Origin of the sequence: Pseudomonas sp. TH43 (genome assembly GCF_016650635.1) — a bacterium.
Lineage (GTDB): Bacteria > Pseudomonadota > Gammaproteobacteria > Pseudomonadales > Pseudomonadaceae > Aquipseudomonas.
Genome location: NZ_JAEKFI010000004.1, coordinates 2,413,692 through 2,438,769, shown reverse-complemented (window position 1 = coordinate 2,438,769; position 25,078 = coordinate 2,413,692). Strand labels below are relative to the sequence as shown.

23 protein-coding genes are annotated in these 25,078 nt (G+C 60.8%); 8 read left to right on the top strand and 15 right to left on the bottom strand.

Annotated features, from left to right (window positions below):
• Positions 1-16: 16 nt before the first annotated feature.
• Entirely contained in the window at positions 17-967 is a 951-nt protein-coding gene (gene cpaB / locus JFT81_RS27325) for a Flp pilus assembly protein CpaB (RefSeq protein ID WP_201230492.1), read from the bottom strand.
• 338 nt (positions 968-1,305) lie between these two features.
• Between cpaB and JFT81_RS27320 the strand changes: the two genes are divergently transcribed.
• A complete protein-coding gene (locus JFT81_RS27320) occupies positions 1,306-1,506 on the top strand; it encodes a Flp family type IVb pilin (RefSeq protein ID WP_201230490.1) in 201 nt (66 codons plus the stop codon).
• Between the two features lie 71 nt (positions 1,507-1,577).
• Complete coding sequence (locus tag JFT81_RS27315) at positions 1,578-1,985, top strand: response regulator (protein WP_201230488.1); 408 nt, start codon at positions 1,578-1,580, stop codon at positions 1,983-1,985.
• A gap of 37 nt (positions 1,986-2,022) precedes the next feature.
• On the opposite strand, the gene JFT81_RS27310 is transcribed toward JFT81_RS27315, so the two are convergent.
• The gene (locus JFT81_RS27310) at positions 2,023-2,799 is read right to left on the bottom strand and encodes a response regulator transcription factor (RefSeq protein ID WP_347340489.1); all 777 of its coding nucleotides are present in this window, start codon (positions 2,797-2,799) and stop codon (positions 2,023-2,025) included.
• Between the two features lie 106 nt (positions 2,800-2,905).
• A complete protein-coding gene (locus tag JFT81_RS27305) occupies positions 2,906-3,376 on the bottom strand; it encodes an A24 family peptidase (RefSeq protein ID WP_201230484.1) in 471 nt (156 codons plus the stop codon).
• A gap of 75 nt (positions 3,377-3,451) precedes the next feature.
• Between JFT81_RS27305 and JFT81_RS27300 the strand changes: the two genes are divergently transcribed.
• Positions 3,452-3,892, top strand: coding sequence for a TadE/TadG family type IV pilus assembly protein (locus JFT81_RS27300; protein ID WP_201230482.1), 441 nt, complete (start codon positions 3,452-3,454; stop codon positions 3,890-3,892).
• Positions 3,889-6,624 carry an ATP-binding protein gene (locus JFT81_RS27295; protein WP_201230480.1) on the top strand — a complete coding sequence of 912 codons (2,736 nt, stop codon included), beginning with the start codon at positions 3,889-3,891 and terminating at the stop codon, positions 6,622-6,624. The genes JFT81_RS27300 and JFT81_RS27295 overlap by 4 nt, the downstream gene beginning before the upstream one ends.
• Here JFT81_RS27295 and JFT81_RS27290 read toward each other — a convergent pair.
• The 5 genes from JFT81_RS27290 to JFT81_RS27270 all read right to left on the bottom strand — a co-directional run bounded on the left by JFT81_RS27290 (position 6,621) and on the right by JFT81_RS27270 (position 11,184).
• Positions 6,621-8,609 (bottom strand): hypothetical protein, encoded by a 1,989-nt coding sequence (locus tag JFT81_RS27290; RefSeq protein WP_201230475.1) that lies wholly within the window; start codon positions 8,607-8,609, stop codon positions 6,621-6,623. The two genes, JFT81_RS27295 and JFT81_RS27290, sit on opposite strands and share 4 nt — an antisense overlap.
• A gap of 287 nt (positions 8,610-8,896) precedes the next feature.
• Positions 8,897-9,454: a DUF4136 domain-containing protein gene (locus JFT81_RS27285; protein WP_201230474.1), complete on the bottom strand. Its 558-nt coding sequence runs from the start codon at positions 9,452-9,454 to the stop codon at positions 8,897-8,899.
• Between the two features lie 54 nt (positions 9,455-9,508).
• Entirely contained in the window at positions 9,509-10,120 is a 612-nt protein-coding gene (locus tag JFT81_RS27280) for a DUF4136 domain-containing protein (RefSeq protein ID WP_201230473.1), read from the bottom strand.
• Positions 10,121-10,132: 12 nt separating this feature from the next.
• Positions 10,133-10,882, bottom strand: coding sequence for a methyltransferase (locus JFT81_RS27275; protein ID WP_201230466.1), 750 nt, complete (start codon positions 10,880-10,882; stop codon positions 10,133-10,135).
• Positions 10,882-11,184, bottom strand: coding sequence for a MazG-like family protein (locus JFT81_RS27270; RefSeq protein WP_017336358.1), 303 nt, complete (start codon positions 11,182-11,184; stop codon positions 10,882-10,884). Before JFT81_RS27270 ends, JFT81_RS27275 begins: the two co-directional genes overlap by 1 nt.
• Positions 11,185-11,423: 239 nt before the next feature.
• Here JFT81_RS27270 and JFT81_RS27265 point away from each other — a divergent pair, with 239 nt between their 5' ends.
• Together JFT81_RS27265 and JFT81_RS27260 are read left to right on the top strand one after the other, a co-directional pair.
• Entirely contained in the window at positions 11,424-11,717 is a 294-nt protein-coding gene (locus JFT81_RS27265) for a hypothetical protein (protein WP_201230464.1), read from the top strand.
• A 148-nt stretch (positions 11,718-11,865) separates the two neighbouring features.
• Positions 11,866-13,215 (top strand): MATE family efflux transporter, encoded by a 1,350-nt coding sequence (locus JFT81_RS27260; RefSeq protein WP_201230462.1) that lies wholly within the window; start codon positions 11,866-11,868, stop codon positions 13,213-13,215.
• Here the strand turns inward: JFT81_RS27260 and JFT81_RS27255 are convergent.
• The 7 genes from JFT81_RS27255 to JFT81_RS27225 form a co-directional block, all read right to left on the bottom strand.
• Entirely contained in the window at positions 13,209-14,084 is an 876-nt protein-coding gene (locus JFT81_RS27255) for an alpha/beta hydrolase (protein ID WP_201230460.1), read from the bottom strand. The two genes, JFT81_RS27260 and JFT81_RS27255, sit on opposite strands and share 7 nt — an antisense overlap.
• Before the next feature lie 18 nt (positions 14,085-14,102).
• Positions 14,103-14,897: a DUF4123 domain-containing protein gene (locus tag JFT81_RS27250; protein WP_201230458.1), complete on the bottom strand. Its 795-nt coding sequence runs from the start codon at positions 14,895-14,897 to the stop codon at positions 14,103-14,105.
• A complete protein-coding gene (locus JFT81_RS27245; protein WP_201230456.1) occupies positions 14,894-16,234 on the bottom strand; it encodes a contractile injection system protein, VgrG/Pvc8 family in 1,341 nt (446 codons plus the stop codon). The genes JFT81_RS27250 and JFT81_RS27245 overlap by 4 nt, the downstream gene beginning before the upstream one ends.
• Positions 16,235-16,466: 232 nt before the next feature.
• Positions 16,467-18,380 (bottom strand): arginine decarboxylase, encoded by a 1,914-nt coding sequence (speA, locus tag JFT81_RS27240; RefSeq protein ID WP_034151560.1) that lies wholly within the window; start codon positions 18,378-18,380, stop codon positions 16,467-16,469.
• A 219-nt stretch (positions 18,381-18,599) separates the two neighbouring features.
• A complete protein-coding gene (locus JFT81_RS27235; RefSeq protein WP_007914613.1) occupies positions 18,600-18,971 on the bottom strand; it encodes a translation initiation factor Sui1 in 372 nt (123 codons plus the stop codon).
• A gap of 254 nt (positions 18,972-19,225) precedes the next feature.
• Positions 19,226-19,783 (bottom strand): NUDIX hydrolase, encoded by a 558-nt coding sequence (locus JFT81_RS27230; RefSeq protein ID WP_201230454.1) that lies wholly within the window; start codon positions 19,781-19,783, stop codon positions 19,226-19,228.
• 3 nt (positions 19,784-19,786) lie between these two features.
• A complete protein-coding gene (locus JFT81_RS27225) occupies positions 19,787-20,854 on the bottom strand; it encodes a DUF2333 family protein (protein ID WP_201230452.1) in 1,068 nt (355 codons plus the stop codon).
• A gap of 436 nt (positions 20,855-21,290) precedes the next feature.
• Here JFT81_RS27225 and gcbA point away from each other — a divergent pair, with 436 nt between their 5' ends.
• Both gcbA and JFT81_RS27215 read left to right on the top strand, forming a co-directional pair.
• Positions 21,291-22,961, top strand: a complete 1,671-nt coding sequence (gene gcbA, locus JFT81_RS27220) for a diguanylate cyclase GcbA (protein ID WP_201230450.1) — start codon at positions 21,291-21,293, stop codon at positions 22,959-22,961.
• Positions 22,962-23,012: 51 nt separating this feature from the next.
• Positions 23,013-24,959 carry a methyl-accepting chemotaxis protein gene (locus tag JFT81_RS27215; RefSeq protein ID WP_201230448.1) on the top strand — a complete coding sequence of 649 codons (1,947 nt, stop codon included), beginning with the start codon at positions 23,013-23,015 and terminating at the stop codon, positions 24,957-24,959.
• Positions 24,960-25,078: the final 119 nt, after the last annotated feature.

The following is a 25,078-nucleotide window of genomic DNA, read 5'->3' as shown; positions in this document are numbered from 1 at the left end:
GGCGTCCTTGCTCGAATCAGGGAGTGGGTTGAGCGTTTTCGGCACCACGAATGACTTCCACGGTCGCTTTGCGCGCCGTCGGCTGACCCGCCACGGCGAGTGGTCTGGGCGGTGGCGAGAGTGACAGTTGGCTGAACTCGATCAACTCGCGACGCGGCGTATCGAGTTGTCTGGCGACATCGTTTTCACCGGCCCAGTATTTCGCCAGTTGCTGCTCATCGGCGCTGCGTACCGCCAAGCGCAATACGCCGCTACCGGACGCCAGCATCAAACGGCTGAGCAACGGTTCCGGCACCGCCAGCACCACGCTGCGCGCAGCCATGCGTTGTTGTTCCTGCTTGAGTCGCTCATCGTCGCTGCGCGCCGGGCTGGTGGGTTGACCGTCGTTGGTCAGGCCCATCTGGCTGCCGACACCGAGTACGCGCACCGCCGGCACGACCAACTGCGCCGACGGCTGTGGATTGTTTTCGTCCTTGCGCAAAAACAGCAGCACATCGACGTAATCGCCCGGCGCCAGCTGCCCACCGGCATTGATCACTTCATCCACGGCCACCGCCAGCGCGCGCTCACCGGGGCGAATCATTCGCGCCAGTTGGCTGCCCGGTGCAAAGCTTTCCTCACTCAGCCAACTGCCGGCGCTCAACGGCCGCCATGGCGAGCGACCGATGACTTGATCGACAGTGCTGAGGCTACCGGCGGGCGCGGTGCGCAGTTTTTCCACGGCGACATCGGCCGCGGTGATTTTGCCGAACGGCGCGATGTCGCGTAGCAACACCACCACCGGTTGGCGGGTCGGATCTTCAACGGGTGGCGCCGGAGCAGCGGCGGGTGCGACAGGCGTGACTGCAACCGGCGCGGCGACAGGCTCCACGGGCGGTTGCCGACTCAAGGTCAGCCCCCAATATCCGGCAATGATGGCACCCAGCAAAAACAAGCCTGCCAGGCCCAGAGTGACGCGACTGTTCATGACGGCTCTCCCTTTCCCGCTGCGCGTTCTGTCTTATGCAATGACCCGTTACTTGCAACGAGATAAATTCGCAATCAGGCAGCTATGAACAAGTAACTATTTCGCTATTTGACGGTAGTCCAGCGCGAACAAAACGCCATTAACAGCGATGAAATATCCAACGAAAGTAGGAGGCTAAAGCGCCAAACATGGTTTTTTAGTGTAATTACGCCAACTAATACTTTCGGGTTAATGCGTTCTTACAGTTGTAGGCCCGAGGAATGCCGACAATGCTGATGCTGGCACAGGGAGATCATGTTGCGAACGCGCAACACCTGGCGTGCTCAAGGAGAATCCTCATGTCGTATTCCCACATTGCGCAAAAAATCAAATCGCAGATCGCCTTCTTCAAAGACCTGGCCAAAGACACCGAAGGCGCCTCCGCCATCGAATATGCGCTGGTGGTCGGCCTCGTGGCGCTGGTGATCGCAGCCTTCGGTAACGGCATCGGCACTCAGGTCACCGCGATCCTGACCCGGATCCAGACTGCACTCACCTGATCGGACCGATAACTTGTCAATGCGGTCATTGGGTTCTAACGTCAGCACTCAGTCCATTGCAGGTGTTGCCTATGAACTCTCCACACACTTCTCGCCAGCAGTTGCTCCTCGTCGACGATGAAGAGGACGCACTGCTGGAGTTGGCGGAGTTGCTGGAGGGCGAAGGCTTCACTTGCCATACCGCGACGTCGGTAAAACTTGCCCTGCACCATCTCACTCGCCATCCCGATATCGCCCTGGTGATTACTGATCTGCGCATGCCGGAAGAAAGCGGCATGTCGCTGATCAAGCGCCTGCGCGAACACACTTCGCGCCAGCATCTGCCGGTGATCGTGACGTCCGGGCATGCCGACATGGAAGATGTCAGCGACATGCTGCGTCTACAGGTGCTCGACCTCTTCCGTAAACCGATCTATCACGTGCGCCTGCTGGAAACCCTGGACAACCTGTTTCCCAAGTCCAAGGCAAATAGCGGTTGAGGTGATTGACCCCGCGAATGGGCGGGGTCAGCAGAAGTCAGTGCGCGGTGACCCGCTGGCGCATGCCCGAATTGCTCGGCGACAACGCCAGGGCCAATTGGGTGCGGTTATGCATATGGGTCAGGCGCAGCACCTGCGAGACATACAGTTTGACGGTGTTCTCGGTAATCCCCAGTTCACAGGCAATCTGATAGTTGGTCTGGCCTTTGCCCACCAGCCGAGCGACATCGAGCTGGCGCGGCGACAACTGATTGAAGATCGCCGGGATCTCCACCCCTTCGCCCTCACCTTGCGCTTCTTCACTGGCTGGCGCGGGGCCACGGCGAACCTTGTCGAGGTCGTTGTACAGGTCGTCGATCGACTCGGAGAGGTATTGCAGCTTCTGATTCAGATGACCCAAGTGCAGGGTTTTCTGCCGTTCCGCCAGCACGGCCTCCTGACGGCGCAAACCATCGAGGAGTTCGTTCAGATCAACCGGTTTCTGGTAATAGTCGGCAATCCCCGCACGCAACGCCTTGATCACGTCCTGCTTGTCGGCGCGCCCGGTGAGCATGATGGCTTCGAAAATCCGCTGTTTGCCCGCCAGCCGCTGGAGCTCCTGCACCAGTTGAATGCCGTCCATGTCCGGCATGTGCAGATCGCACAGCACCAAGCCGATGGCCGGGTCTTCACTGAATTGTTCGATCGCCTGTTTGCTCGATTCGCACGGCACGCAGCGATAGCCGCTGCTCTCGATGAACTCGCAGAGTTCTTCAACAATCAGTGGCTGATCGTCGACCACCAGCACCTTCACAGCAGACGTAAGCTTGTTCACTTGCCACTCCATGCCCAGGTCAAAGGCTGACCGTTCCTGTAATAACGCTGATTTGAAAGTAGACCCACTTTCCGACTATGTACATAGGACTAGTGGCGTGGGGCGACTAATGGATCCAAGCTAAAGTCAGGATTGTTCCGATCAGCACGAACGGTGCAAATGGCAGCTTTTTTGACTTTTCCACAGCCATAAACCGAAGATGTTCCCTAAGCCGTTGACTCATATGCAGCCAGAGTTTTGGCGCAATCACTAACCAGAAGACACTGGCGAGTGCCGCGCCAATAAACACGCCGAGCAGGTGAGTACCGTCCGTCGCAAGGCCTAAAGCTGTCATTAATTTCACATCGCCGGCGCCGAAACGGTTCAGCAGGTAACCGGGTAACGTCAGCAACAGCGCGAGCAAAAATGCCCAGCCGCCCTGCACCGCGTCGGCACCCAGCCAGGTGTGGCCGGTGACCAGCAGATAGACCAGCGCCAAGCCGCCAACACCCAGGGTCAGTGAGTTGCCGATCTGTCGCTGCCGGGCATCCTGTGCCGCGCACAGCGTCAGCCAGATCAGTAGAACAAAGCTCTGCATGCGGTAAAAAACGTCCGTTTTGGCCGAATGATTCTATGCTGATATTACGTAGTGAATGTCAGGGTAGACGCACTCATGAAATCCGGCCTCCCCCGCAAACAGAAAGGCGCTGTCGCCATCGAATTCGCCTTGGTGTTCATCATCTTCTTTGCCGTGTTTTACGGTTTGGTGAGCTACAGCCTGCCGCTGATGTTGATGCAGTCATTCAATGAATCCACCGCTGAGGCCGTACGCCGCAGCGTGGCACTGGATCCGGCGACCGCCAATTACTCGACCGCCGTCACCGCCACTGCCAGAACCGAGCTGACCCGGCAATTGGCCTGGCTACCGGGGGCCCTGAACTTCAACGCCTCCACTGACAGTTCGATCACGTATGTCGGCGGCGTGTTGACGGTGACCATCAACTATCCCACGAGCAAACTGAACCAGGCGTTGCCGTTCCTCGTGCTCCCTGGCGTCGGCACTGTGCCGCGCCTGCCCGCGACCCTGCGCGCCTCGTCGAGCCTGCAATTTTGAGTTCCGGTGACACGCTGTTCAGTCGCCTGCTCAACCGCCAACCCGGCACGCCCCAGACCCGGCAAAGTCCGGTGATACCCAGCGTCGGCTTGCAGCTGTATATGGATGACGACGGGCAGGTCAATCACCTGAGCGGGCCGATACGGCACTTGCTCGCGCAACGCCTGCCCAGCCTGCAACCCGCGCATCTGCTGGATTATCTGTTGCCACACAGCAGCCTTGCCGTGGAGGGCACGCCGGCCGACTGGCAAGGACAAGTGCTTGATCTGGATTTCTTCAGCCTCGCCGGCCCGCCGCTGCATTTGCGCGGTTGGTTGCAAGCGCAGGGCGATGGCTGGCTGTTACAGATGCTCGATATCGGCGACTTGCTCGGAGAGCGGCGCCAGGCACGCAGCCGCGAGCAATCGCAGTTACTGGCCACGCAGATTCGTGATCAGTTGCGTTTGTGCAGCCTCGCGCGCCTGCCCGAGGTGCTGGGCGAACAACTGCAACGTTGCAGTCAGCAGTTACACATCCCTTGTCTGGCGGTGGCACTGCTCGATGAGCAAGGCCAGGGTTGGCAGGTTCATCAGCATTACGCGGCGTTGAACGCCCCTCGGCTCTGGCGGGATCAAGAGCATTTGGGTACAGGGCTCGACAACCTCAACGGTGCATCGCCGCAACGCTTGCTGGCCAGCGAACAGCCGCGCCTGAGCGCGCTGTTCGGCCTGCATGAAGGTTTCGCCGTACCCTACCGCGACGCGCAAGGCGTAGCGGCGTGGTTGTTGTGTGCCGGCTATAACGCGCAGCAACAAGCGCCGGACCTCAGCGATCACGACTGGCTGCTGCTGGCCGCCGCCGTGGCGGCACCGTTATTGGAACGGCTGCGCGAGCACCGCCATCATCAACAGCTCGAACGCATGGAAACGCTGCAAGCACTGCTCGGCACCGGTTGGTGGGAAGTATTCAGCGACGAAAATCACGTGCAGCTGGCCCCGACACTGGCGCAGGGCCTGGGTTTGACGGCCACGCGGCTGCCGATTCAGGACTGGTTCAATCAGGTACACCCAGCCGACCGTGATGAATTGCGCAGCCGCCTGCAAGCCTTGCAGGATGAAGGCACGCCGCTGGAACTGTGCGTGCGCTGGCAACCCGGCGAGCAAGCGATGCCGCTGTGGTATCGGCTGCAAGGTCGCTCTTTGGGCATCGGTGCCGAGCGACGGCTGGTGGGCTTCATGCTCGACATCAGCGACATCAAGAATCAGCAGCAACAGGCCGCCGCCGCCCATGCGCGATTGGACAACCTGATCGCCAGTTCACCCGCAGTCATCTACGTGCAGCGCTACGTCGAAGGGGCGCTGCAACCGACGTTTTTCAGCGCCAGCCTGCAGACCCTTTTAGGCTGGAGTCTCGCCGACTGCGATAACGGCAGACTGATCGAACACGTGCATCCCGAAGATCGCCCACGCTATTTCGAACGCACTCGGCAATTGTTGCGCGAAGGTTCGGTGAGTGCGCGTTATCGCGTGCTCGACCGTCAGGGCCAGGTGCACTGGTTGCTCGACGAAGCCAAATTGCTGCGCGACGATCTCGGCTTGCCCGTCGAGGCCGTCGGCTTGTGGCTGGACGTCACTGACGCCACCCTCGCCGCCGAACGAGTCAAGGCCAGCGAAGAGCGCTACCGGATTCTGGTGGAAGATTCCCCTGCGATGATCTGCCGTTATCGCCCGGACTTGACCCTGACTTTCGGCAACCGGCCACTGGCGATGTATCTGGAGTGCGCGCCGGAGCAATTGCCGGGGGTGAATCTGGGCAGCTGGATGTCGGACGAACAGCGTGCAGCGTTCACTCAACGCTTGGCGCAACTGACCCCGGAACTGCCGGTAAGCACGGCGGAAATCAATCTGTGCCTGCCCGGCCGTGAACATGCGTGGTGGGTCTGGTCGGATCGCGGGGTGTTCGATGAACACGGCACGCTGCTCGAAGTGCAAGCGGTGGGCCGCGACAACACCGAAGTCCGGCGCACTCAACAGCAACTGACGCAAAGCGCAAAAATGGCCACCCTCGGCGAAATGGCCACCGGTCTTGCCCATGAAATCAATCAGCCGCTGAACGTGATGCGCATGGCCATCGTCAATGTGCTCAAACGCTTGAGCAATGGCGATGTGCAGATCGACTATCTGACCGACAAGCTCAACCGCATCGACGCGCAGGTGCAACGGGCCGCGCGCGTGGTCGATCACATGCGCGTGTTCGGCCGTCGCTCGGAAATCGAACAGCAACCGTTCAATCCCCTGGACGCGATTGAAGGCACGCTGTCGCTGCTGTCTGAGGGCTTGCGCGGCAAAGGCGTGGAAGTGCGAATCAAGGACGCCGGTTTCCAGGTTCAGGTGCGCGGCTACGTCGATCAACTGGAACAGGTGCTGATCAACCTGATGGTTAACGCGCGCGATGCCCTGCTCGGCAAGCGCGAAGCCAATCGCGACTTCCAGCCATGGATCGCCGTGCATGCCGAGTGCGACGAACATGTGGTGCGGCTGTGGGTCGAGGACAACGGTGGCGGCATCGATCCGCGTTTGCTGGAGCGTATCTTCGAGCCGTTCTTCACCACCAAACCGGTCGGTGTCGGCACCGGTCTGGGGCTGTCGGTGAGCTACGGCATCGTCGAAAACATGGGCGGACGCCTGAGTGTGCGCAATGGCGAGGATGGCGCGCGATTCTGCATCGAGCTGCCGATTGCGCTGATCGATTAGATCGCCAGCATCGGTTGTCCCGGTGGCCGGCAACTGAGGTTGGCGCCGACATCGACCTTGTTCAGGGTGATGCCGAGGTTGGCCAGCAAGCCGTCGAGAATCGGGTCGAGCACCGGGCTGAGCAAGTTATCGATGACCACACCCAACGTGCTGTTGACGCTGGCCAGCACGTCCGCCGTGGTGGTGAGCAAACCGCCCAGCAAACTCGAACCGGTAGGTTTGTAGGCCTGCACCTGAACCCCGCTCAATGTACTTTTCAGGCTATTGACCACGCCTTGCGTGCCGAAACTGTAGTTCAGCGGGGGTTGCTTGATTTCCGGCGGCTGGTTGTAGGTATGGAGGTTCTGCATGCTCGCCACCGAGGTATCGACCATCACCCCGAGGCCGCCACCGTAAAACGGTTTGCGCGTGCTTTGATCGCAGGTTGCCGAGCCCAGCCCCAGCAGAGGAATGGTGCAGGTGATGACGCCGACATCGATCAACGCGAGTGGCTGCACGGTGACATCCGCCGAAGAGGAAAAGGCATTGGTGGCGTCGATCTTGCCGATCTTGAGTTTGACCAGGGAGGAGTTGGTCTGGGTGGTCAGGCTTTTTGTGGCGTCGCTGACGCAGTTGAAATCGGTGACATGGCTGTCGGCGGCAGCGGCTTCGAGCAGGATATCGATGTTCGATGTCGGCAGAATCTGCAGATTGGTGCGCTGACAGGTGCCGCCCAAAGTACAGAACAACGAGTTCAGCGTACCGGCGATGTTCAGGTGTAGCAGATTATTCAGGGTATCGGTCAGACCGCCCACCAGCGGCGTGCTGACGATCGCGTTAGCCAGGCCCGCCACACCGGACAGCAGCGGCAGATTCAGTGAGATCAGCGTGCGCACCTGTGCGGTTTTCACGTAGATCCGGTTGGCGCCCATGGGATCGGCCTTGGCCAGCGCCGGGTTGCCCACTGCCGATAACTGCGGCGGCTGGATGACTTTGACTTTGACCGAACCGTTGACCAGCCCCGGAATACTCAGCGGCACCGAGGCCGTCAGGGCGTTTTGACTGTTGGCCAGTTGCACCATGGCTTCCAGCAACTGGAAGACTTGCAGGTTGGCATTGAGCGCTGCCGAAGTAGCGCCGGTTTGCAGTTGCAGCAACTGACCGAGCACCACCGACGTGTTGCCGACGATGGCCTTCAACCCGAGCAAGCCACTGACCGCGACGCTGGTGGTGGTGCCCCCTTTGGTCAACACGGTAATGGCGGTGTCGATCAGTTGGTTGATCTGGATGCTTTGGCTCAGCACCTGAGTGTAGTTACCGGCGTCCACGTGCACATCGAGCGCCAGTTGGTTCAGGTAACTGAGCAGACTGATATTGGTGTCGACCAAACCCTGCCAACCGGCGACGCTGAGGTTAAGCGTGCCGCCCAGCAGTCCGCCCCATAGCGCATTCAATGCGGCCGACTTGCTGGCATCGATAGTCAACGCGGTGGTGCCGATGGTCAGTTGTGCCTGCGGCGGCAAAATCGCCGAAGTGCCGACCGCCGTGGCGTGCAGGCGTGTGGTCGGCGACACGCCACCCGGTCTGAACAGCGCGTACAGCGCGGCGCCAACGCTGGTGGTGACGACGCGCGTGGCAACAACGCTGATCGCTTCTTTCTTGCTGGCATCCAGGGTGAAGGCGCGCAGATTGTTTGCGCCGGTTTGCACGGTGCCGCAGGTCACGGCAAGGGTTGTGTCCGGCGCCACGGCAAAGCCATTGCGCGCGGCACTGGCGGTGGCATATGCCGCAGCACTGAGGCCCGTCAGGCAATCACCGCTGCGCGAGATCGCCTCCAGCGCGGCGACATCGACCACCCGCTGCAAGCGGCGTTGCTCCATGTACAGACGACCGCTGTCGATCACCAGCACCATGCACACCAGCGCCAGGCCGAGGGTTAGTGCGGCCATCAGACCGATCGCCCCGCGTTGCCGGGCCGGGCCGTTGAAATGCGAACGAGGCGACATGGCGCACTCCTTTGCCGTGACCTCCATTGATGCAACTGAGTGTAGACGCGCCCGGGGCTAACTGCTGGCAACACGCCAGCCATCAACACAAATCTTCTGAACAACGCCAAACCTGTGGGAGCGGGCTTGCCCGCGATGGCGGAGTGCCGCCGTCATCGCGAGCAAGCTCGGCTCCTGCAAGGGAACGGCGTTTTTGGACCTGTAGGCGCTGCCGCAGGCTGCGATCTTTTGCTGTTGTCTTTAAAACAACATCAACAGATCGCAGCCTGCGGCAGCGCCTACGGGGGTTAGCGTGGCGGGTAGTTGGAGAGAATGCGGGTGACGGTTTCGCGGATGGCGTTGCTGCGATCCGCAGGATTCGGCGTGCTGCTCAGCATTTGCTCATCGCTGCCGCGCCACACCAGTTTGCCGTCCTTGCCGTCGAGCAGGTCGATCTGAATGGTCGCGACCTTGTAGGTGATGTTGCGCGTTTCGTTGTACATCGGCGCGCCCCAATAGCCGTTCCACGGGCCACCCCAACCGCCGCCATAGTTGGTCGTCACTTGCTGCTGACGATCTTCGACGATCAAGTAGGTCTGCACACTCAAATCACCCTTGGCACCGGCAGCAGCCGCGCGCAAGCCACGCTGATCGAGCTGATCGGTGACCGCCTGGCGGATGCGTTGCTCGGTCAGGTCGCTCTTGATCCTTGGATCATCCGGGCGATATTGCAGGGCGGGGTCTTTCCAGCTCCAGCTGCGATAGGCGGCAAAGTCGCGGCTGGCATCGAAGTCATGATTGACCTGGTTGGCGGCGCAGGCACTGAGCAGCACGGCCATGGCCATTAAAGCGAGACGGCGGAACATGGTTTTTCTCCGGTGGAAGACATGAACCTGCTAGAGCTTCTCATTTGCAGGAAGCTAACTGGGAGGATACGCCGACATGGCCTTTTCCACAGCCTCGCGAATCGAATCCGTGCGGTCGATATCGCTGCCCTTGTTCGCGGTTTCGGCACTGGCACTCCACACCGGCTGACCGCTACCGGCGTCGAACAGATCGACCTGCACCACCACAACCTGCTCCGAATACGTGCGCACGATCGGCACGCTGTTGTACATGCCGTAACCGCGTCCATATCGATCATAGCCGCCGTATCCGCCGTAGTAGCCGGAATCGTCCTGCACCTGGCGCAACCGGGTTTGCAGACTCAGGTGGGCACTGACCAGAAGGTCGGCCGGACGATTGTCGTGCAATGGGCGCAGACCGCGTTGGTCGAGGGCGTTGCTCACTGCTTCGGCCACTTGCGCCGAATCCGCCCACGCCGTACCCGGTGGCAATTGCCCGTTGAGCCAGGCCCAGCTGCGGTAGCGCCCGTAATCGCGGGGCGGCGCCGGGTAAGCGCTGCGGTCAAAGGTGTTGGCCGCCTGTGCCGGCGCAGGCGGCAAGGGCAGCGACTGCGCGACGTAGGGGTTGCTGCCCTGACACGCAGCCAAGCCCAGACAGATCAGCAATAACCCGGATTGAGCTTTCATTTCACGCTCCGATCAGATCGGCCGGCAGATCCAGTGCAAGTAACGCCCAAGCCCGGCGAAGCTTGGGTGGCGACGGTGAGCGAGCTCCATCTCAAGCAAATCCACGAGCTCGGCGCGGGCCTGGAATTCCACCGGCATGTAATCGTGGAAAACCCGTATCCCGCTCTGGGTTTCGACCTGCCACAAGCCTTCGAGTTGCGTTGCCAGTTCCCGTGGGTCAAGAGGCTGCTGCGGCGTCAGGCTCTGCTTTTCGCCGGCCATGACGTTCTTGCGCATTTTCTTGAAATGGCCCTTGAGCAGGTTGCGGTAGATCAGCGCGTCGCGGTTGTAGAACGCCAGCGATAGCCAGCCGCCGGGCTTGGTCAGTTGATGCAGCACCGGCAGGATTGCGTGAGGTTCGCCCAGCCATTCCAGCACGGCGTGGCAGATCACCAGATCATAAGGTTCGGTGAGTTGCCCGAGCAGTTCCTGCCACGGCGCCTGAATGAAGGTCGCGGTTTGCCCTGCCTCGGCGAAGCGCTGACGAGCGCCTTCGAGCATCGGTTCGGCCGGTTCGGTGAAGGTTACCTCATGCCCGCGCTCGGCCAGCCACAGCGACATGTGGCCGAGACCGCCGCCGATGTCGAGCACGCGCAATGGGCGATCCGGCATCGCTTCGGCCAGATCGGCCTGCAGCACCGCGAGACGGATCGCGCCTTTGGCGCCACCGTAGATTTTTTCCGCGAAACGGGTCGCCAACTGATCGAAATGACGGTCGCTCATCAGCTGAACCGCCGTTCGCTGTCGGCGAGTTTGCTGCGCACCACTTCGTTCATGTCCAACCCCAACTCGCTGCACAGCAGTAAAAGGTACAGCACGATGTCGCCGACTTCCTGCCCGGCATGGGCGAGTTTGTCAGCGGGCAACTGGCGCGACTGGTCTTCGCTCAGCCACTGGAAGATCTCCACCAGTTCAGACATCTCGACACTGGCGGCCATGGCCAGATTTTTCGGGCTGTGAAATTGCCGCCAGTCATTGCGGTCGCGAATGGCGTGCAGGCGTTCGGTCAGTTCAACAAGGTTCATCGGGCTCTCCTGAAGGCGTATAGCTTCGGGGGGATAACGCCTGAAGGCAAGGCCCCTGTAGGAGCTGCCGCAGGCTGCGATCCTTTGATGTCGTATTTACAAGATCAAGGTCAAAAGATCGCAGCCTGCGGCAGCTCCTACGGGTTTTCCGTTCGGCGCAGCATGGGCCATACTCGTGACAGGGAACTCGGCCACCTGCGTTGTGGCCCAAGGCTCAGCTCTTTCATCAGGATGAACACATGCAGGTAGAAAGCTTTTTCGAATGGCTCGGCCAGGCGCTCGGTTCGGTCATCCGCTTTATCGTCGACGGCCTCAGTGGTCTGTTCAACATTCTGAGCCACGCCGGCGGCAACTTTGTCGACGGGCTGGCGAAGACGCTGGGCATGGACACGTCGATCATCAGCATCATCGCGCTGATCGTCGGGCTGATGCTGCTGTGGTCGGCGATTCGGGCGTTCATGAATGCATCGATCATTGCCGGGATCATCTGGTTGCTGCTGGGATTGTGGTTGCTGAGCTGGATCATTCATTAACACCACAAAACCTGTAGGAGTGAACCTGCTCGCGATAGCGGTGGTTCAGTTGAAACATCTTTAGCTGACACACCGCTATCGCGAGCAGGCTCGCTCCTACATTGGATCGCATGAATCGCTACAATCCCCGCTCCCCCAAGGAGCCCGCATGTCCAACCTGATTGCCGACTGGCGCGACCGCCCGACTCACCGCAAGGTCTGGGCGCTGGCCGCGCCAATGATCCTTTCCAATATTTCCGTGCCACTGGTGGCGCTGGTCGACAGCACCGTCATCGGCCATTTACCGCACGCCCATCAACTGGGCGCCGTGGCGGTCGGCGCCAGCCTGTACACCTTCCTGGCCTGGGCCATGGGCTTTCTGCGCATGGGCACCACCGGGTTTGCCGCGCAAGCTGCCGGGCGCAGCGATGGGGCGGCGTTGCGGCAGATTCTGTTGCAAGGCTTGCTGCTGGCGATGGGACTGGCGCTGGTGCTCGGCACTTTGGGCGTACCGCTGAGCGGTGTCGCGCTGCACTTCATGCAGCCGTCGGCGGAGCTTGATCAGCTCACGCGGGATTTTTTTCATACGCGGCTATTTGGCCTGCCGGCAGCGCTGGCCAGTTATGCCCTGGTCGGCTGGTTCCTCGGCACGCAAAACGCCCGAGCACCGCTGGCCATTCTGTTGACCACCAACCTGATCAACATCGCGCTCAACCTATGGTTCGTCATTGGCCTGGACTGGGGCGTGGTCGGTTCGGCCCGCGCCTCGGTGATCGCCGAATGGAGTGGCGCCCTGCTTGGCCTCTATATGACCCGCAAGGCTTTGCGTGCGTATCCGGGGCACATCGTCTGGGCCGCGCTGAAAGTGTGGCAGAGCTGGCGCCCGTTGCTGGCGGTCAACCGCGACATTTTCATCCGCAGCCTCGCCCTGCAATCCGTGTTTTTCATGATCACCGTACAGGGTGCGCGGCTCGGTGACGCGACCGTCGCCGCCAATGCCTTGCTGCTCAACGGCCTGTTGCTGACTGCCCATGCGCTGGACGGTCTGGCCCACGCGGTCGAAGCCTTGTGCGGGCATGCCATCGGCGCCCGTGACCGCCTCGCTCTGCGTCGTTCTCTGGTCGTGGCCGGTGGCTGGTCACTGATCGCCAGCCTTGGTTTTGCCGCACTGTTTCTATTCGCAGGGCACTTGTTCATCGAGATGCAGACCAACATCCAGAGCGTGCGCGACACCGCGTTCGTTTACCTGCCCTATCTCGCCGTGCTGCCGCTGATTGCGGTCTGGAGTTACTTGCTCGACGGTTTGTTCATCGGCGCCACCCGCGCGCGCGAAATGCGCAACGGTATGTTGATGACCGTGGTTCTGCTGCTGCCGTTTGCCTGGGCGCTGCAAGGGCTGGGCAATCACGGCCTGTGGCTATCTTTTCTGTTGTTCATGGTTCTGCGCAGCCTCACCCTCGGCGCACAAGCGTGGTGGCTCAAGCGCAACGACGGCTGGTTCAACGGCGCGGCTCACTGAGTCGGCGTGTGTTCGATGAAGCCGACGACTTGATCGAGCACCGGTGCCAGCCGCCGCAGCGGTCGCGACAGGCTCGCCACCAGCGTCACATGACTGGGGCGCGCGTAATACAAATCCTGCACCGGCACTCCCGACTCGCGCAGTTTGCTCGCCAGCCCGCCAGTGTTGCGCGTCGGATTGACCAGATCATCCTTGCTCGCCGCAATCAGCAAGGCCGGCGGCGCGCCTCGGCTGACGTGGTTGATCGGCTGCGATTGCGGCGGTGAGTCCGGCCAGAAGAACACCGGACGCACATCGGGATTCTTGATCGGCAGAAAGTCATAAGGTCCGGCCAACCCGATCCAGCCACTCAGATCGTGCGGTGACATCCCGACCGCACCGAGGAGGTGCCCATCCAGCGCCAGCATCGCCGCGTTGTAGGCGCCGGAGCTATGGCCCATCAGATACACACGTTGCGGGTTGCCGGCGTATTCGCCGATGTGCGTTTTGGTCCACGCCACGGCTCGCGCACTGTCTTCGAGAAACAGCGGATAACGCACTTGCGGATACAGCCGATAATCCGCCAGCACCGCGACAATCCCCCGCGATGCCAGCGCCTCACCGACAAAGGCGTAATCTTCGCGGTCGCCGCTGTTCCAACTGCCGCCGTAGAAGAACACCACCACCGGCGCGTCCTTGAGCGCATGACGCGGCACGTAGACATCGAGTTTCTGCCGCGGCTCTTCGCCATAGGCAATGCCGACTGTCCGCTCGAACGTGTCGTCGGGGGTCATCGCATTGAGGATTTTCACCGGAGAACAACCACCAAGCCCCAATAGCAGAACGGCACCGATCAGTGCGCCAATGCATTGCCCAAGCGTACGAGCCATAGATACCGCACCTCTGTTTCAGGGTTGATCGTTCTGCCATTGGCGCCGTACATGCTCAAGACCGGCCTGCTGGGGCAGCCCCACAGGCGGCGGCACCAGCACCGCCCACGGGTGCAGCAAGCGTAGCCACAACCAGTCATCGAGCACGTGGCGATCGCTGAAACCCAGCGCCAGCCCTTGCTGAACATGGGAGGACAGCGCTGCATACTCGGTTCCAAACGATTGGCACCAACGCCAGATATGCTGCTCCAGCAAACAGGTTTGCAGGCGCTCGCGTTGCCGCCCCGTGAGGTTTTCTTCAACCGCCAGCGGTGCGACGGCCAAACCGGGATTACGCAGTTGCTGCCAGCCCTGACTGCCGATCGCCCGATCCGCCCAGGTGCCACCGTACCAGCGCAACTGGCTGATCGGTCCGAGCCAGCGGCTCAACTCCCGGGCATCACAGGCGTCGAAGAAATAGCTCGCCGTCTGCCGGTTGTAGTAGCCGAGCATGGCTCGGTGGTGCAGGCCGAACGAGACGGTGAGCATGCGCCGCAAATGCGCCAGCAGCGTCGGCGTCGAGGCCGTACTGTCCAGCAACAAGCCGCGCCAGACCTGCGGGTCGCGTTGACACAACGCTTGCAGCGCCTCGCTTTCGTGCAGTTCGATCAATAACGGCCCCTGCTCTCGTACCCCTTGAAATTCGGTGCTATCGAACAGCCAGAAATGCCGAAGCCCGGCGAACGTCTGTCTTAACACCTTCAGCGCCTGCGGCGCGTCCTGGACATCCAGCAGCAGCCATGGCGATATCGGGTCAAACATTACGTCACTCATCCGCGGCCGCTCTGTTCAAGCGCACCGACCAACCGACAACTGCAAATCGCCTGCCGACAATGGCTGAAGCTGCCGCCGCCGGGCATCAGGCAGAGCAGCACCAGCGGCGGAGCGGATTTCAGCAGTTGCGGCAAGCCTTCACTGAGCAACTGCTCCGGCAGCGCGATCGGCTCCTGCGCAGGGTCCTGAGGGCCATCAGGCGCTTGCAACACACCACTGATCACTGGCTGATCGGGATCGCCCTCAAGAAAACTCACCACCACTTCGTCCCCTTCGCGCAGCATCGCTTTGCCTGCCAATGCCGGCGCCAGTGGCAGCCAACAATGACTGGCGGCGGCACCTTCGCCCTGATAAAGCCAATCGAATTGCACCGCCACCGGCCGTGAGCAATCCGGGCGCGGCTCGTCAACGGCGACCACCCAGGCGCGTTGCAAACTGTGCATCCGTGGCCGGACAGGGCTACTGCCTGCCAGAGCCGGGCCATTTTGCAGGACTGCAAAAATCCGATTGCGGTACGGTTGATCGAGGGACAGGTCGGCATGATGTTCAACCCGCGACAACAACCACTCACGATTGCATTCGGCGAAAGGATGCCCGGCCAACGGCAGCCATCGTCCACTGCGCAGGCTCGGCACAGCGGATTCGCCCTCGGCCCTGCGTGCCTGTTGCGCGCCATGGGCACCGGGCAGCAACGCGTCCTGCAACCGCCATCGACGCACCGCCGGTGTGCCGTGATCGGCCTCGTCATCAAAGCGCGCGGCCCCGGCGCGAGGCAGATGCGCGAGGTCGTCACCGAACACCAGGCAATGGCCATCGCTGCGGTGCTCGAAGTGATAATGAATGCCGGCGCGCGCACACAAGCGCTGCAGCAGTTGCAGATCGGACTCTCGGTACTGGGTGCAAAAGGTCAGCTCTGGATAGTCGGCAACCAGTTCGAAGCGGCGCTGAGCCCCGGCGATGCCGTGCTCCTTGAGTACTTGAGCGAGGATTTGCGGCACGCTGCAGGCACTGAACACGCGCTGACTGAAACGCAGGTCGAGGCAGTTCAGTTTAGGTCCGAGTCGAGCCCGGCAGAGCCTCGAACCCTGGCCATGCTCCTGCTGGACAACGCTGTGCAGTTGCCCGTGAATACCGTTGCGCGAGGCGCCGAAATGCAAAAACACCGAGCGGTGCAACAGACCGGCCAGATCCAGCTGCGCATCCTCGATCAACACATCAATGTCGAAGGCGAAGGGCTCGCTGAGGGCCTCGCTACCGGAAAACGCCAGCACTTCAAAGGCGTCGGACAGGCCCGCTACATCGAGACGAAACGTCGGCTCGTTGACTGGATCAAACATAGGCGGATCTCTACTGGAGGGGCGACCGAGGATTCTCGCCGAGAGCCATGGCCGAGTAGAGTGCTGAAGTACAACTTAGGAAATGACCTACGAGAAAAGCAGACCATATGAGTTTGCTGACTGTGATAGCCAAGGATTTTGCGGGGAATTTAAGAGATGTCCCACCGAGTTATCCGAATTTCCCACAGCTTGCGGAGAAATTTCAGACAACCCGGCGAGATCACACCTGTTCTCAGGAAGACAGGTAAGAGGAACGGGTCAGGCCCAGACGCAAGGCATCGAGGAACTGCGTGCGCTCGCTGGCACTGATGCGGGCACTGGCGCACTTGTCGCGGTAGTGAGTCATCAGCTCTTCCGGCGACAAGTGCACATAACGCAGCATGTCTTCGATGGTGTCGTGGGTCTCGATGCCGGCGTGGTACACGCTGCCATCGGCGTTCTGGTAGATGTTCACCGAGTCGGTGTCACCGAACAGGTTGTGCATGTCGCCGAGGATCTCCTGATAGGCGCCGACCAGGAACACACCCAGCAGGTAATCTTCGCCTTCATTCAAACCGTGCACCGGCAGGCTGGTTTCGATGCTCTGCTCGTCGACGTACTGATTGATCTTGCCGTCGGAGTCGCAGGTCAGATCCTGCAGTACCGCGCGACGCAGCGGCTCTTCGTCGAGACGGTGCAGCGGGATGATCGGCAGCACCTGATCGATTGCCCAAGTGTCCGGCAGGCTCTGGAATACCGAGAAGTTGCAGATGTACTTGTCGGCCAGCTTGTCGTTGAGCTCGTCGAGCACTTGACGGTGCGAACGCTGACGCGCTTTCAGGGAGTTGTGCAGGCGACGGCACACGGCAAAGTAGCACTGCTCGGCCAACGCTTTTTCAGCCAGGGTCAGTTTGCCGTCGGCGTACTGCGCGGCCACGTCGCTCATGTAGTGAGTGGCGCGCCAGTAGGTTTCGGTGACCATTTCGATGTCGGTCGGGCCGAGCAGATCAACCAGCCACTGCACGGTTTCCGGCAGCGATTCCTTGTTTTCGATCTGCGGGATTTCGTCGTTGTGCTTCTCGACGTCGGTCACCTGCACCACCAGCATGGCGTGGTGTGCAGTCAGCGAGCGGCCGCTTTCCGAGAAGATGTGCGGATGCGGCAGGGCCTGCGCGTCGCAGAATTCCTTGAGCATGCCGACCACGACACCGGCGTAATCGTCCATGTCGTAGTTGATCGAACTGGCGTTGCGCGAGTGCGTGCCGTCGTAGTCGACACCGAGACCACCACCGACGTCGATGTGATCGACCGGCAGGCCCAGATTGCGCAGCTCGCCGTAGTAACGGATCGCTTCCTTGAAGCCGTGCTGATAGTCAGCCAGGTTGGCGATCTGCGAGCCCATGTGAAAGTGCAGCAGGCGAATGCCCTGATCCAGACCGGCCGCGCGGAAGCGCTCGACCACCGACAGCAGTTGCGCCGCCGACAGACCGAATTTGGATTTCTCGCCACCGGTGTCCGCCCACTTCGACGACGCCAGCGACGACAGACGCACGCGCAGGCCGACCTGTGGCTTGACCTTCAGCGAGGCGGCTTCTTCGATTACCAGACCGACTTCGGATTCTTTCTCGATGACGATGAAGACGTTATGGCCAAGCTTCTGGCCCATCAGCGCCAGACGGATGAACTCGCGGTCCTTGTAACCGTTGCAGACGATGGTGCCGCCCTTCGGCGCCAGCGCCAGCACGGCCAGCAGTTCAGGCTTGGAGCCGGCTTCCAGACCGATGGAAACGTCCTGGGTGGCGATGATGTTCTCGATCACAGCTTCTTGCTGATTGACCTTGATCGGGTACAACGCGGTGTATTTGCTCTGGTATTCCAGACGCTCGATGTTCGCATCGAAAGCGCCGGTCAACTGGCGTACACGGTCTTGCAGGATGTCAGGGAAACGAACCAGCAACGGCAAGGACAAACCGCTTTTGCGCAGTTGGTCGACTTGCTCGAACAGGTCGATAGGCGAGCTGCTCGGACCGTTCGGACGAACTTCGACGCGACCGGCGTCATTGATCGCGAAATACCCGGCCCCCCAATGGCGAATCCCGTAAACACTGCGGCTGTCCGCAACTGTCCATTGGCTGCCATCGTCTTTGCGTGTGCGTCGTACGGACATCGAAGTCCCCTATAAAGAAGTCATAGTGCGTCGCCTGATCTCAGGCCGGCGCAGTCTAAAGTATGAAAATGACGGTTCGTCAGCGCGGCGGTAGACCGCGCTGACCGCGTGGAGTTTAGAAACCGGTCATGAACAGGCTCTGTGAAAACCATGGAGACGACGCCGGATCTGAAGTATTTCAGCGCCGGATCAAGCCGCAGATGGATTTCACAGAGGCTGCTAGCCGCCGGACTTCTTCGCTTTGAAACCGTGCTTGATCAGCTCAGCCAAGAGTAGCTCGACATGATCGCCCTGGATTTCGATGATCCCGTCCTTCAACGCGCCGCCGGTGCCGCAACGTTTCTTCAACGTTGTCGCCAACTCTTTGAGAGCGTCTTCAGCCAGCGGCACGCCGGTGATGGTGGTCACCGTCTTGCCGCCGCGGCCCTTGCTCTCGCGACGCACGCGGGCAATGCCGTCCCCTGCCGGGATCACGGTTTGTTTGCAGATACAGGCGTCCACCGGCTTACTGCATTCCGGGCAATGACGACCTGCGTCGGTGGAAAATACCAGGCCACCAAGGGCGGCGAAGGATGCGGCTTTTTTGGCCACCGGCAATCCTCTTGGGAGGACAAAGACTGATCGCGACCTTGGGCAAGGTCATCGACCGCGAAGCCCCACTCAGGCAGGGGCAGCGCTACTGCACCGGATTTTCGCTACGAGACTGCTGACCCACTGTAGGAGCTGCCGAAGGCAGCTCCTACAGTGGGTCAGCAGGCCAATACCAAAACCATTCGGTACAGCTTTAAAAGGTCGCGCAGTGTAACGGCAAAAAACCCAATTGCTAAGTGCCAATCGGCGCCAATTTATGTGTTCTTTGCGACGTCGCTTTGCTGCGCCTTGAGATAGCGCTTCAAGGCTGCCAGAGAGTCCGGGCAATAAGGCTTTTGCTCGATTTCGCGCATCACCTGTTCGACCGGAATAAAGCGTGCTTCCAGCACCTCTTCCGGTTGCAGGATCAGCGGCCCGTCCCAAATGGCGGAAAACGCCGAGCACCAGAGCCGATTGCCGGTGTCTTCGAAAAAGAAATGGTCGTGCGCAGTCAGTTCCACGCCACTCACGCCCAGCTCTTCTGCCAGTTCACGGGCCGCCGACTCGGCGTAGGTTTCGTCGGCCTGCACCATGCCGCCTGCCGCGACGTCCCAGTAGCCGGGGTAAATCGCCTTGCTCAAGGTGCGCCGATGCACGCAAAGGTCACCGGCGGAATTGAACAACATGATGTAGGTGCCCCGCCCGATCAGCCCGCGTTCGCGCAGATCGGCACGCACCAGAGCGCCGAGCAGGTTGTCCTGCTCGTCGACCCAGGCAATCTGTTCGGCATCGGAGGCGGCGCGATGGGCCGCCTCTTTCACGCTATCGGACATGACTCATCCCTGATTGAGCAGTTGACGCAGATCGATCACGGCGGCGTTGGCACGGGAAATATAGTTGGCCATGACCAGCGAGTGGTTGGCCAATACGCCGAAGCCGCTACCGTTAAGAATCATAGGACTCCACACCGGTTCCTGCGAGGCTTCCAGTTCACGAATGATCTGACGCACGCTGACCGTAGCGTTCTTCTTCGCCAACACATCGGCGAAGTCGACTTCAATGGCGCGCAGCAGGTGCGACAGCGCCCAGGCCTGACCGCGTGCTTCGTAGAACACGTTGTCGATCTGCATCCACGGGGTTTCGACGATTTCTTCATCGACCTGCGGTACTTCGCCCACGGCCGGGGTTTCGGTTTTCAGCGCTGTGTTGAGTTTGACCCGGCCAACACTGGCCGACAGTCGTTGCGACAGCGAACCCAGGCGGGTCCCGACATCACCCAGCCAGTTGTTGAGGTTGTCGGCGCGTGCGTAGAACAACGCGTTTTTCTGCGATGGATCAGACAAGCGTGCCTGATAACGGCTCAGCGAGTTGATGCCTTCCTGATACTCAGACTCGCTGGACGGCAGGATCCAGCTCTTGTTGTCGAAGTTGAAACGCGGTTCGGCCTTGGCCAGATCGGAGTCTTCCGCCGACTGCGATTGCGAACGGGCGAAATCTTTGCGCAAGGCGCGGGTCAGGTCACGAACCTGCACCAGCACGCCGTATTCCCAGCTTGGCGTGTTGTCCATCCACAGGCCTGGCGGGAAACGATCGTTGGAAATATAACCACCCGGCTTATCGAGCAAGGTGCCAGCGACAGTCTTCAGGGTTTCGACCGTGGTATAGCCGACGACCATCTGCTTGCCTTCTTTTTCGGCTGCCGCCTGGGCATTTTGCGCCACCGGAAACAGCGCGGGCTCCTGGCTCCAGTACCAACCGAGGCCAATGGTCACCAGCAGGTAGATGCCGATCAACGTGGCCAGCGCGCGGCTGAACAACAGCCCGCCAACATAGCTGCGGGTGGCCGACTTGGGTTCAGCGGCACGTTCAGGCGCGCTGCCCGCGCGGTTTTTCCAGTCCAGCATGGCGATATCCTTTCAATAACTTGGGTTCAACGGTTCGACCACAACCATACAACAACGTGCCAAGGCCGGGCACCTGCGAATCGAGATAAGCCGCAATGGGTGCAGGCAAAGGACGTATCGATCAGAACTAGGGGAATCCCTGATCCCGCTTCTCATCCGCGCACTGACGCGAGGCCTCGAAAACCTGCGCAATGCGCATTCAGTACGCTGAGGCGAAGCGCACAGAAAATTCACTCTGAGTTAAGCAGCTTGCACGCAGCGCGCCCGGCTCACGGGGACTTCGCCGACGAACAGGTCAAAAACAAGACCACTCGGTCAGAAACTGAATTGTGTCGCACTGCAGATTATTGATGTACGACACTCGTCTAAGGGAAAAGAGGTGCTAGCATAGAGCCACCAGTCGATCTCAGCATGCACCCTAACTAGTAGTCAGGATATGACCGAGCCAGAAGACCCCAGCCGTGAGCGTCTCAAGCACCATTTTGCCCAGCGGGTAATTCATCAGGCACGTCAGATTCTTGAGATATGGCAGCGCCTGCAACGCAGTGAATGGTCCACCGTCGACCTCGCCGAACTGAGCGAGGCCAACTTGCGCCTGCTGCGTTTTGCCGAGCGTTTCGAACAGCCCGAGCACACTCAGCTCGCGCGCCATATCAGTCAGTCGCTGGAAGCGGTGGACGCCAATCGCGGTCGCCTGAGCAGCGGCCTGATCACCGACCTCAATCGCTTGATGCAGCGCTTGTCGCGTACTGGCCTGCGTCATGGCGATCAACTCGACCAGACTTTCCTGCCGCCGTTGCGCAAACCGATCTACGTGATGCTGCAGGATCACGACCGCGCCGAGCGGCTGGCCAAACAACTGGAGTTCTTTGGCTTGAGCGCCCAGGCGCTGGACAGCGTCGCGGCGTATCGCTCGTCGATGATCGAGCGCTTGCCAGCGGCGATTGTCATGGACGTCGACTTCAGCGGCCCCGGCATCGGCCTGAAACTGGCCGCCGAAGCCCAGGTCGGCCTGGACGAACCGCTGCCGCTACTGTTCTTCAGCCTGCACGAAACCGACACGCCGACGCGCCTCGCCGCCGTGCGCGCCGGCGGCCAGGAATTCCTCACCGGCACCCTCGAAGCGTCGAGCCTGCTGGAGAAGATCGAAGTCCTCACCTGCGTCGCCCAGTACGAACCCTATAAAGTGTTGATCATCGACGACTCGCGTGCGCAGGCCTTGCACACCGAGCGCCTGCTCAACAGTGCCGGGATTGTCACCCGCACGCTGATCGAACCGATTCAAGCGATGGCGGAGCTGGCGGATTTCCAGCCAGACCTGATCATCCTCGACATGTACATGCCCGCCTGCACCGGCACCGAACTGGCCAAGGTCATCCGCCACAACGACCGTTACGTCAGCGTGCCGATCATTTACCTGTCGGCCGAGGACGATCTGGATAAGCAGCTCGACGCCATGAGTGAAGGCGGCGACGACTTCCTGACCAAACCGATCAAGCCACGCCACCTGATCACCACGGTGCGCAACCGCGCCGCCCGCGCGCGCAACCTCAAGGCGCGAATGGTCCGCGACAGCCTCACCGGGTTGTACAACCACACACACATCCTGCAATTGCTTGAAGACTGCTCGTTCCGCGCCCGCCGCGAGAACAAGCCGCTGAGCTTTGCCATGCTCGACATCGACCACTTCAAACGGGTCAATGACAGCCACGGCCACCCGATGGGCGACCGCGTGATCAAGAGCCTGGCGCTGTTCCTCAAGCAACGTTTGCGCAAGACCGATTTCATCGGTCGTTACGGCGGCGAGGAGTTCGCCATCGTCATGCCCGACACCGATATCGAGGCGGCGCACAAAGTGCTCGACGAGATCCGCCAGCGCTTCGCCGAAATCCATTACCCGGCACAGCCGCAGGACTTGTGGTGCACCTTCAGCGCCGGTGTGGTGGAAATGCGTGACGACTCCGACAGCCTGATGATGGCCAGTCAGGCCGACGAGGCGCTGTACCGCGCCAAGGGTGAAGGGCGCAATCGGGTACAGACCGCGCGGGACTCAAAGCAAAGTGCCACTTTTTCATCGGAATCCACCGATTCGGTCATAACCCTGTAACAGAACCGCAATAAATTCAGGCGCTTACCATTTCTGCCGTTGGTAGCCGTCATGCGCCTGAAGTTGCTCACCAATCTCAACACGCTGCTGCTGGTCGCCGTGTGCCTCGCACTTGGCGCCACGCTGTGGTGGTCACAAAAAGCCCTCGAACGCCCATATCTGCTGATGGAGCGTTATCTGGGGCTGTCGCAGCGGTTTCAGAACGAGGTGGCGCGCAATGTCGAGGACTACCTCGCCAATGGCGACGCCCTACGCCTGAGCAGCGCCACCCAGGCCATCGACGGCTTGCAGAAAGAACTCGCTGAACTGCCGCCAGCGCTCGCCGACAGCCTGCGCCCGAGCCTGACCAGCCTTGAAGAATTCAGCAAAACCGACTTGCTCGCTGCCGGCAAACTGGCCGGTGATCCGCAGGGCTTGCTGTTGCAGGCCGAGCGCGAATTGAGTGCCAGCCTCGAGCAGCTCAGCACCTATGCCAACGGCAACGCGACGTACCTGACGCCACTGCTGGCTGCGTCTCAGCATCTGGGCAAACTGTCGCTGGCGCGGGACAAACTGGTCAGCAGCGGCCGCAGTGAACTCGCCGCCGATGTTGAGCGCGAAGTGAGCAATATCCGCGCTCAGGCGCAAGTGATCGATGCCCTGCCCTTGCTCGGAGTGGTTACCAGCACTGAATCGAGCAGCGATGATTTCGCCGCCATGATGGGAATCGAAAGCACCGAAAAAGCCGTTGCCGAAGATGCCGGCGTGGGCCTCAAACGTGAACTCAACAGCCTGCTTGGCCGTTACCCCGGCGAACTCGCACGCACCCGCGAGCAGATCGAGAAACGCACCGAACTAAGTACCGCCACCCATTTGAAAATCGCTGCCGTCCAGCAATCCATCGCCGCACTGGAGCCCGTGGTGCGTGCCCAGCACGGACAAATCCAGGGCGAAGTACGGTTGATGCAGGGCGTGATGATTGGTCTGATCCTGTTGATCGCGCTGCTGATCGATACCTTGCAGCGACGCCTGGCCCGCACCCTGACCAATCTGGCGCCAGCACTGTCGACCTGGGCCGAAGGTGATTTCAGTCGCGACATACATCTGGGCAAGACCAATCGCGAACTGCATGACATCGAAGCCTCGCTCAATCGCCTGCGCGCTTATCTGGTGGACCTGGTCGCCACCATTCGCGGCAACGCCGAACAAGTGGCGGGCAGCAGCCGCACCCTCGCCGAGCTGAGCAACGATCTGCACAGCGGCGCCGAGCATCAGGCCGGTGACACCGCACTGATTCGCGATTCCTTGGGTGAGCTGGAAGCGACCATCCAGCAAGTGGCCGGCGATGCGCGGCAGGCTGCGGATGCCAGTCGTCACGCAGGGCTGGCCGTCGAACACGGCCAAACCGTCATCGGCCAGAGCCTGACCGGCCTGCACGCCCTGGTCGGTGAAGTGCAGGGCAATGCACAGATGATCGAACATCTGGCCGAGGAGGCGGCGACCATCGGCGGTGTCTTGACGGTGATCCGCTCGATTGCCGACCAGACCAATCTGCTGGCACTCAACGCCGCGATCGAGGCGGCGCGGGCTGGGGAAATGGGCCGCGGTTTTGCCGTGGTCGCAGAGGAAGTGCGCTCGCTGGCGCAGCGTACGGCCGGGGCGACGGCGGAAATCCAGACCTTGATCGCCGGCCTGCAGACCGCTGCCCGGCAATCGGTCGAAGGCATGCGTACGCAAGTCGAACACGCCGAAGCCACCGCCAATCAAGCGCAAGCGGCGGACGGGGCGCTGGATAAAATCGTCGGCGCGATCCAGACCATTTCCGACACGGCGATCCGCATTGCCGATATCACCGCGCAGCAAAGCGGCGCGGTCAGCGAGATTCGCGATCACAGCGAGCGGATTCATCAGTTGGGTGGGGATAATCTGGTGCGTATCGGTCGCGGGCGCGAACAGGGGGAGAACTTGCTGGTATTGGGCGGGCAACTGCATACAGCCGTTCAGGCCTTTCGCGTCTGATAGACCGCTATCGCGAGCAGGCTCACTCCTACAAGGGAACGCATTCCAACTGTAGGAGTGAGCCTGCTCGCGATAGCGTCATTTGTATCACCGCCTATCTTGCGGAATGACCAGATCAA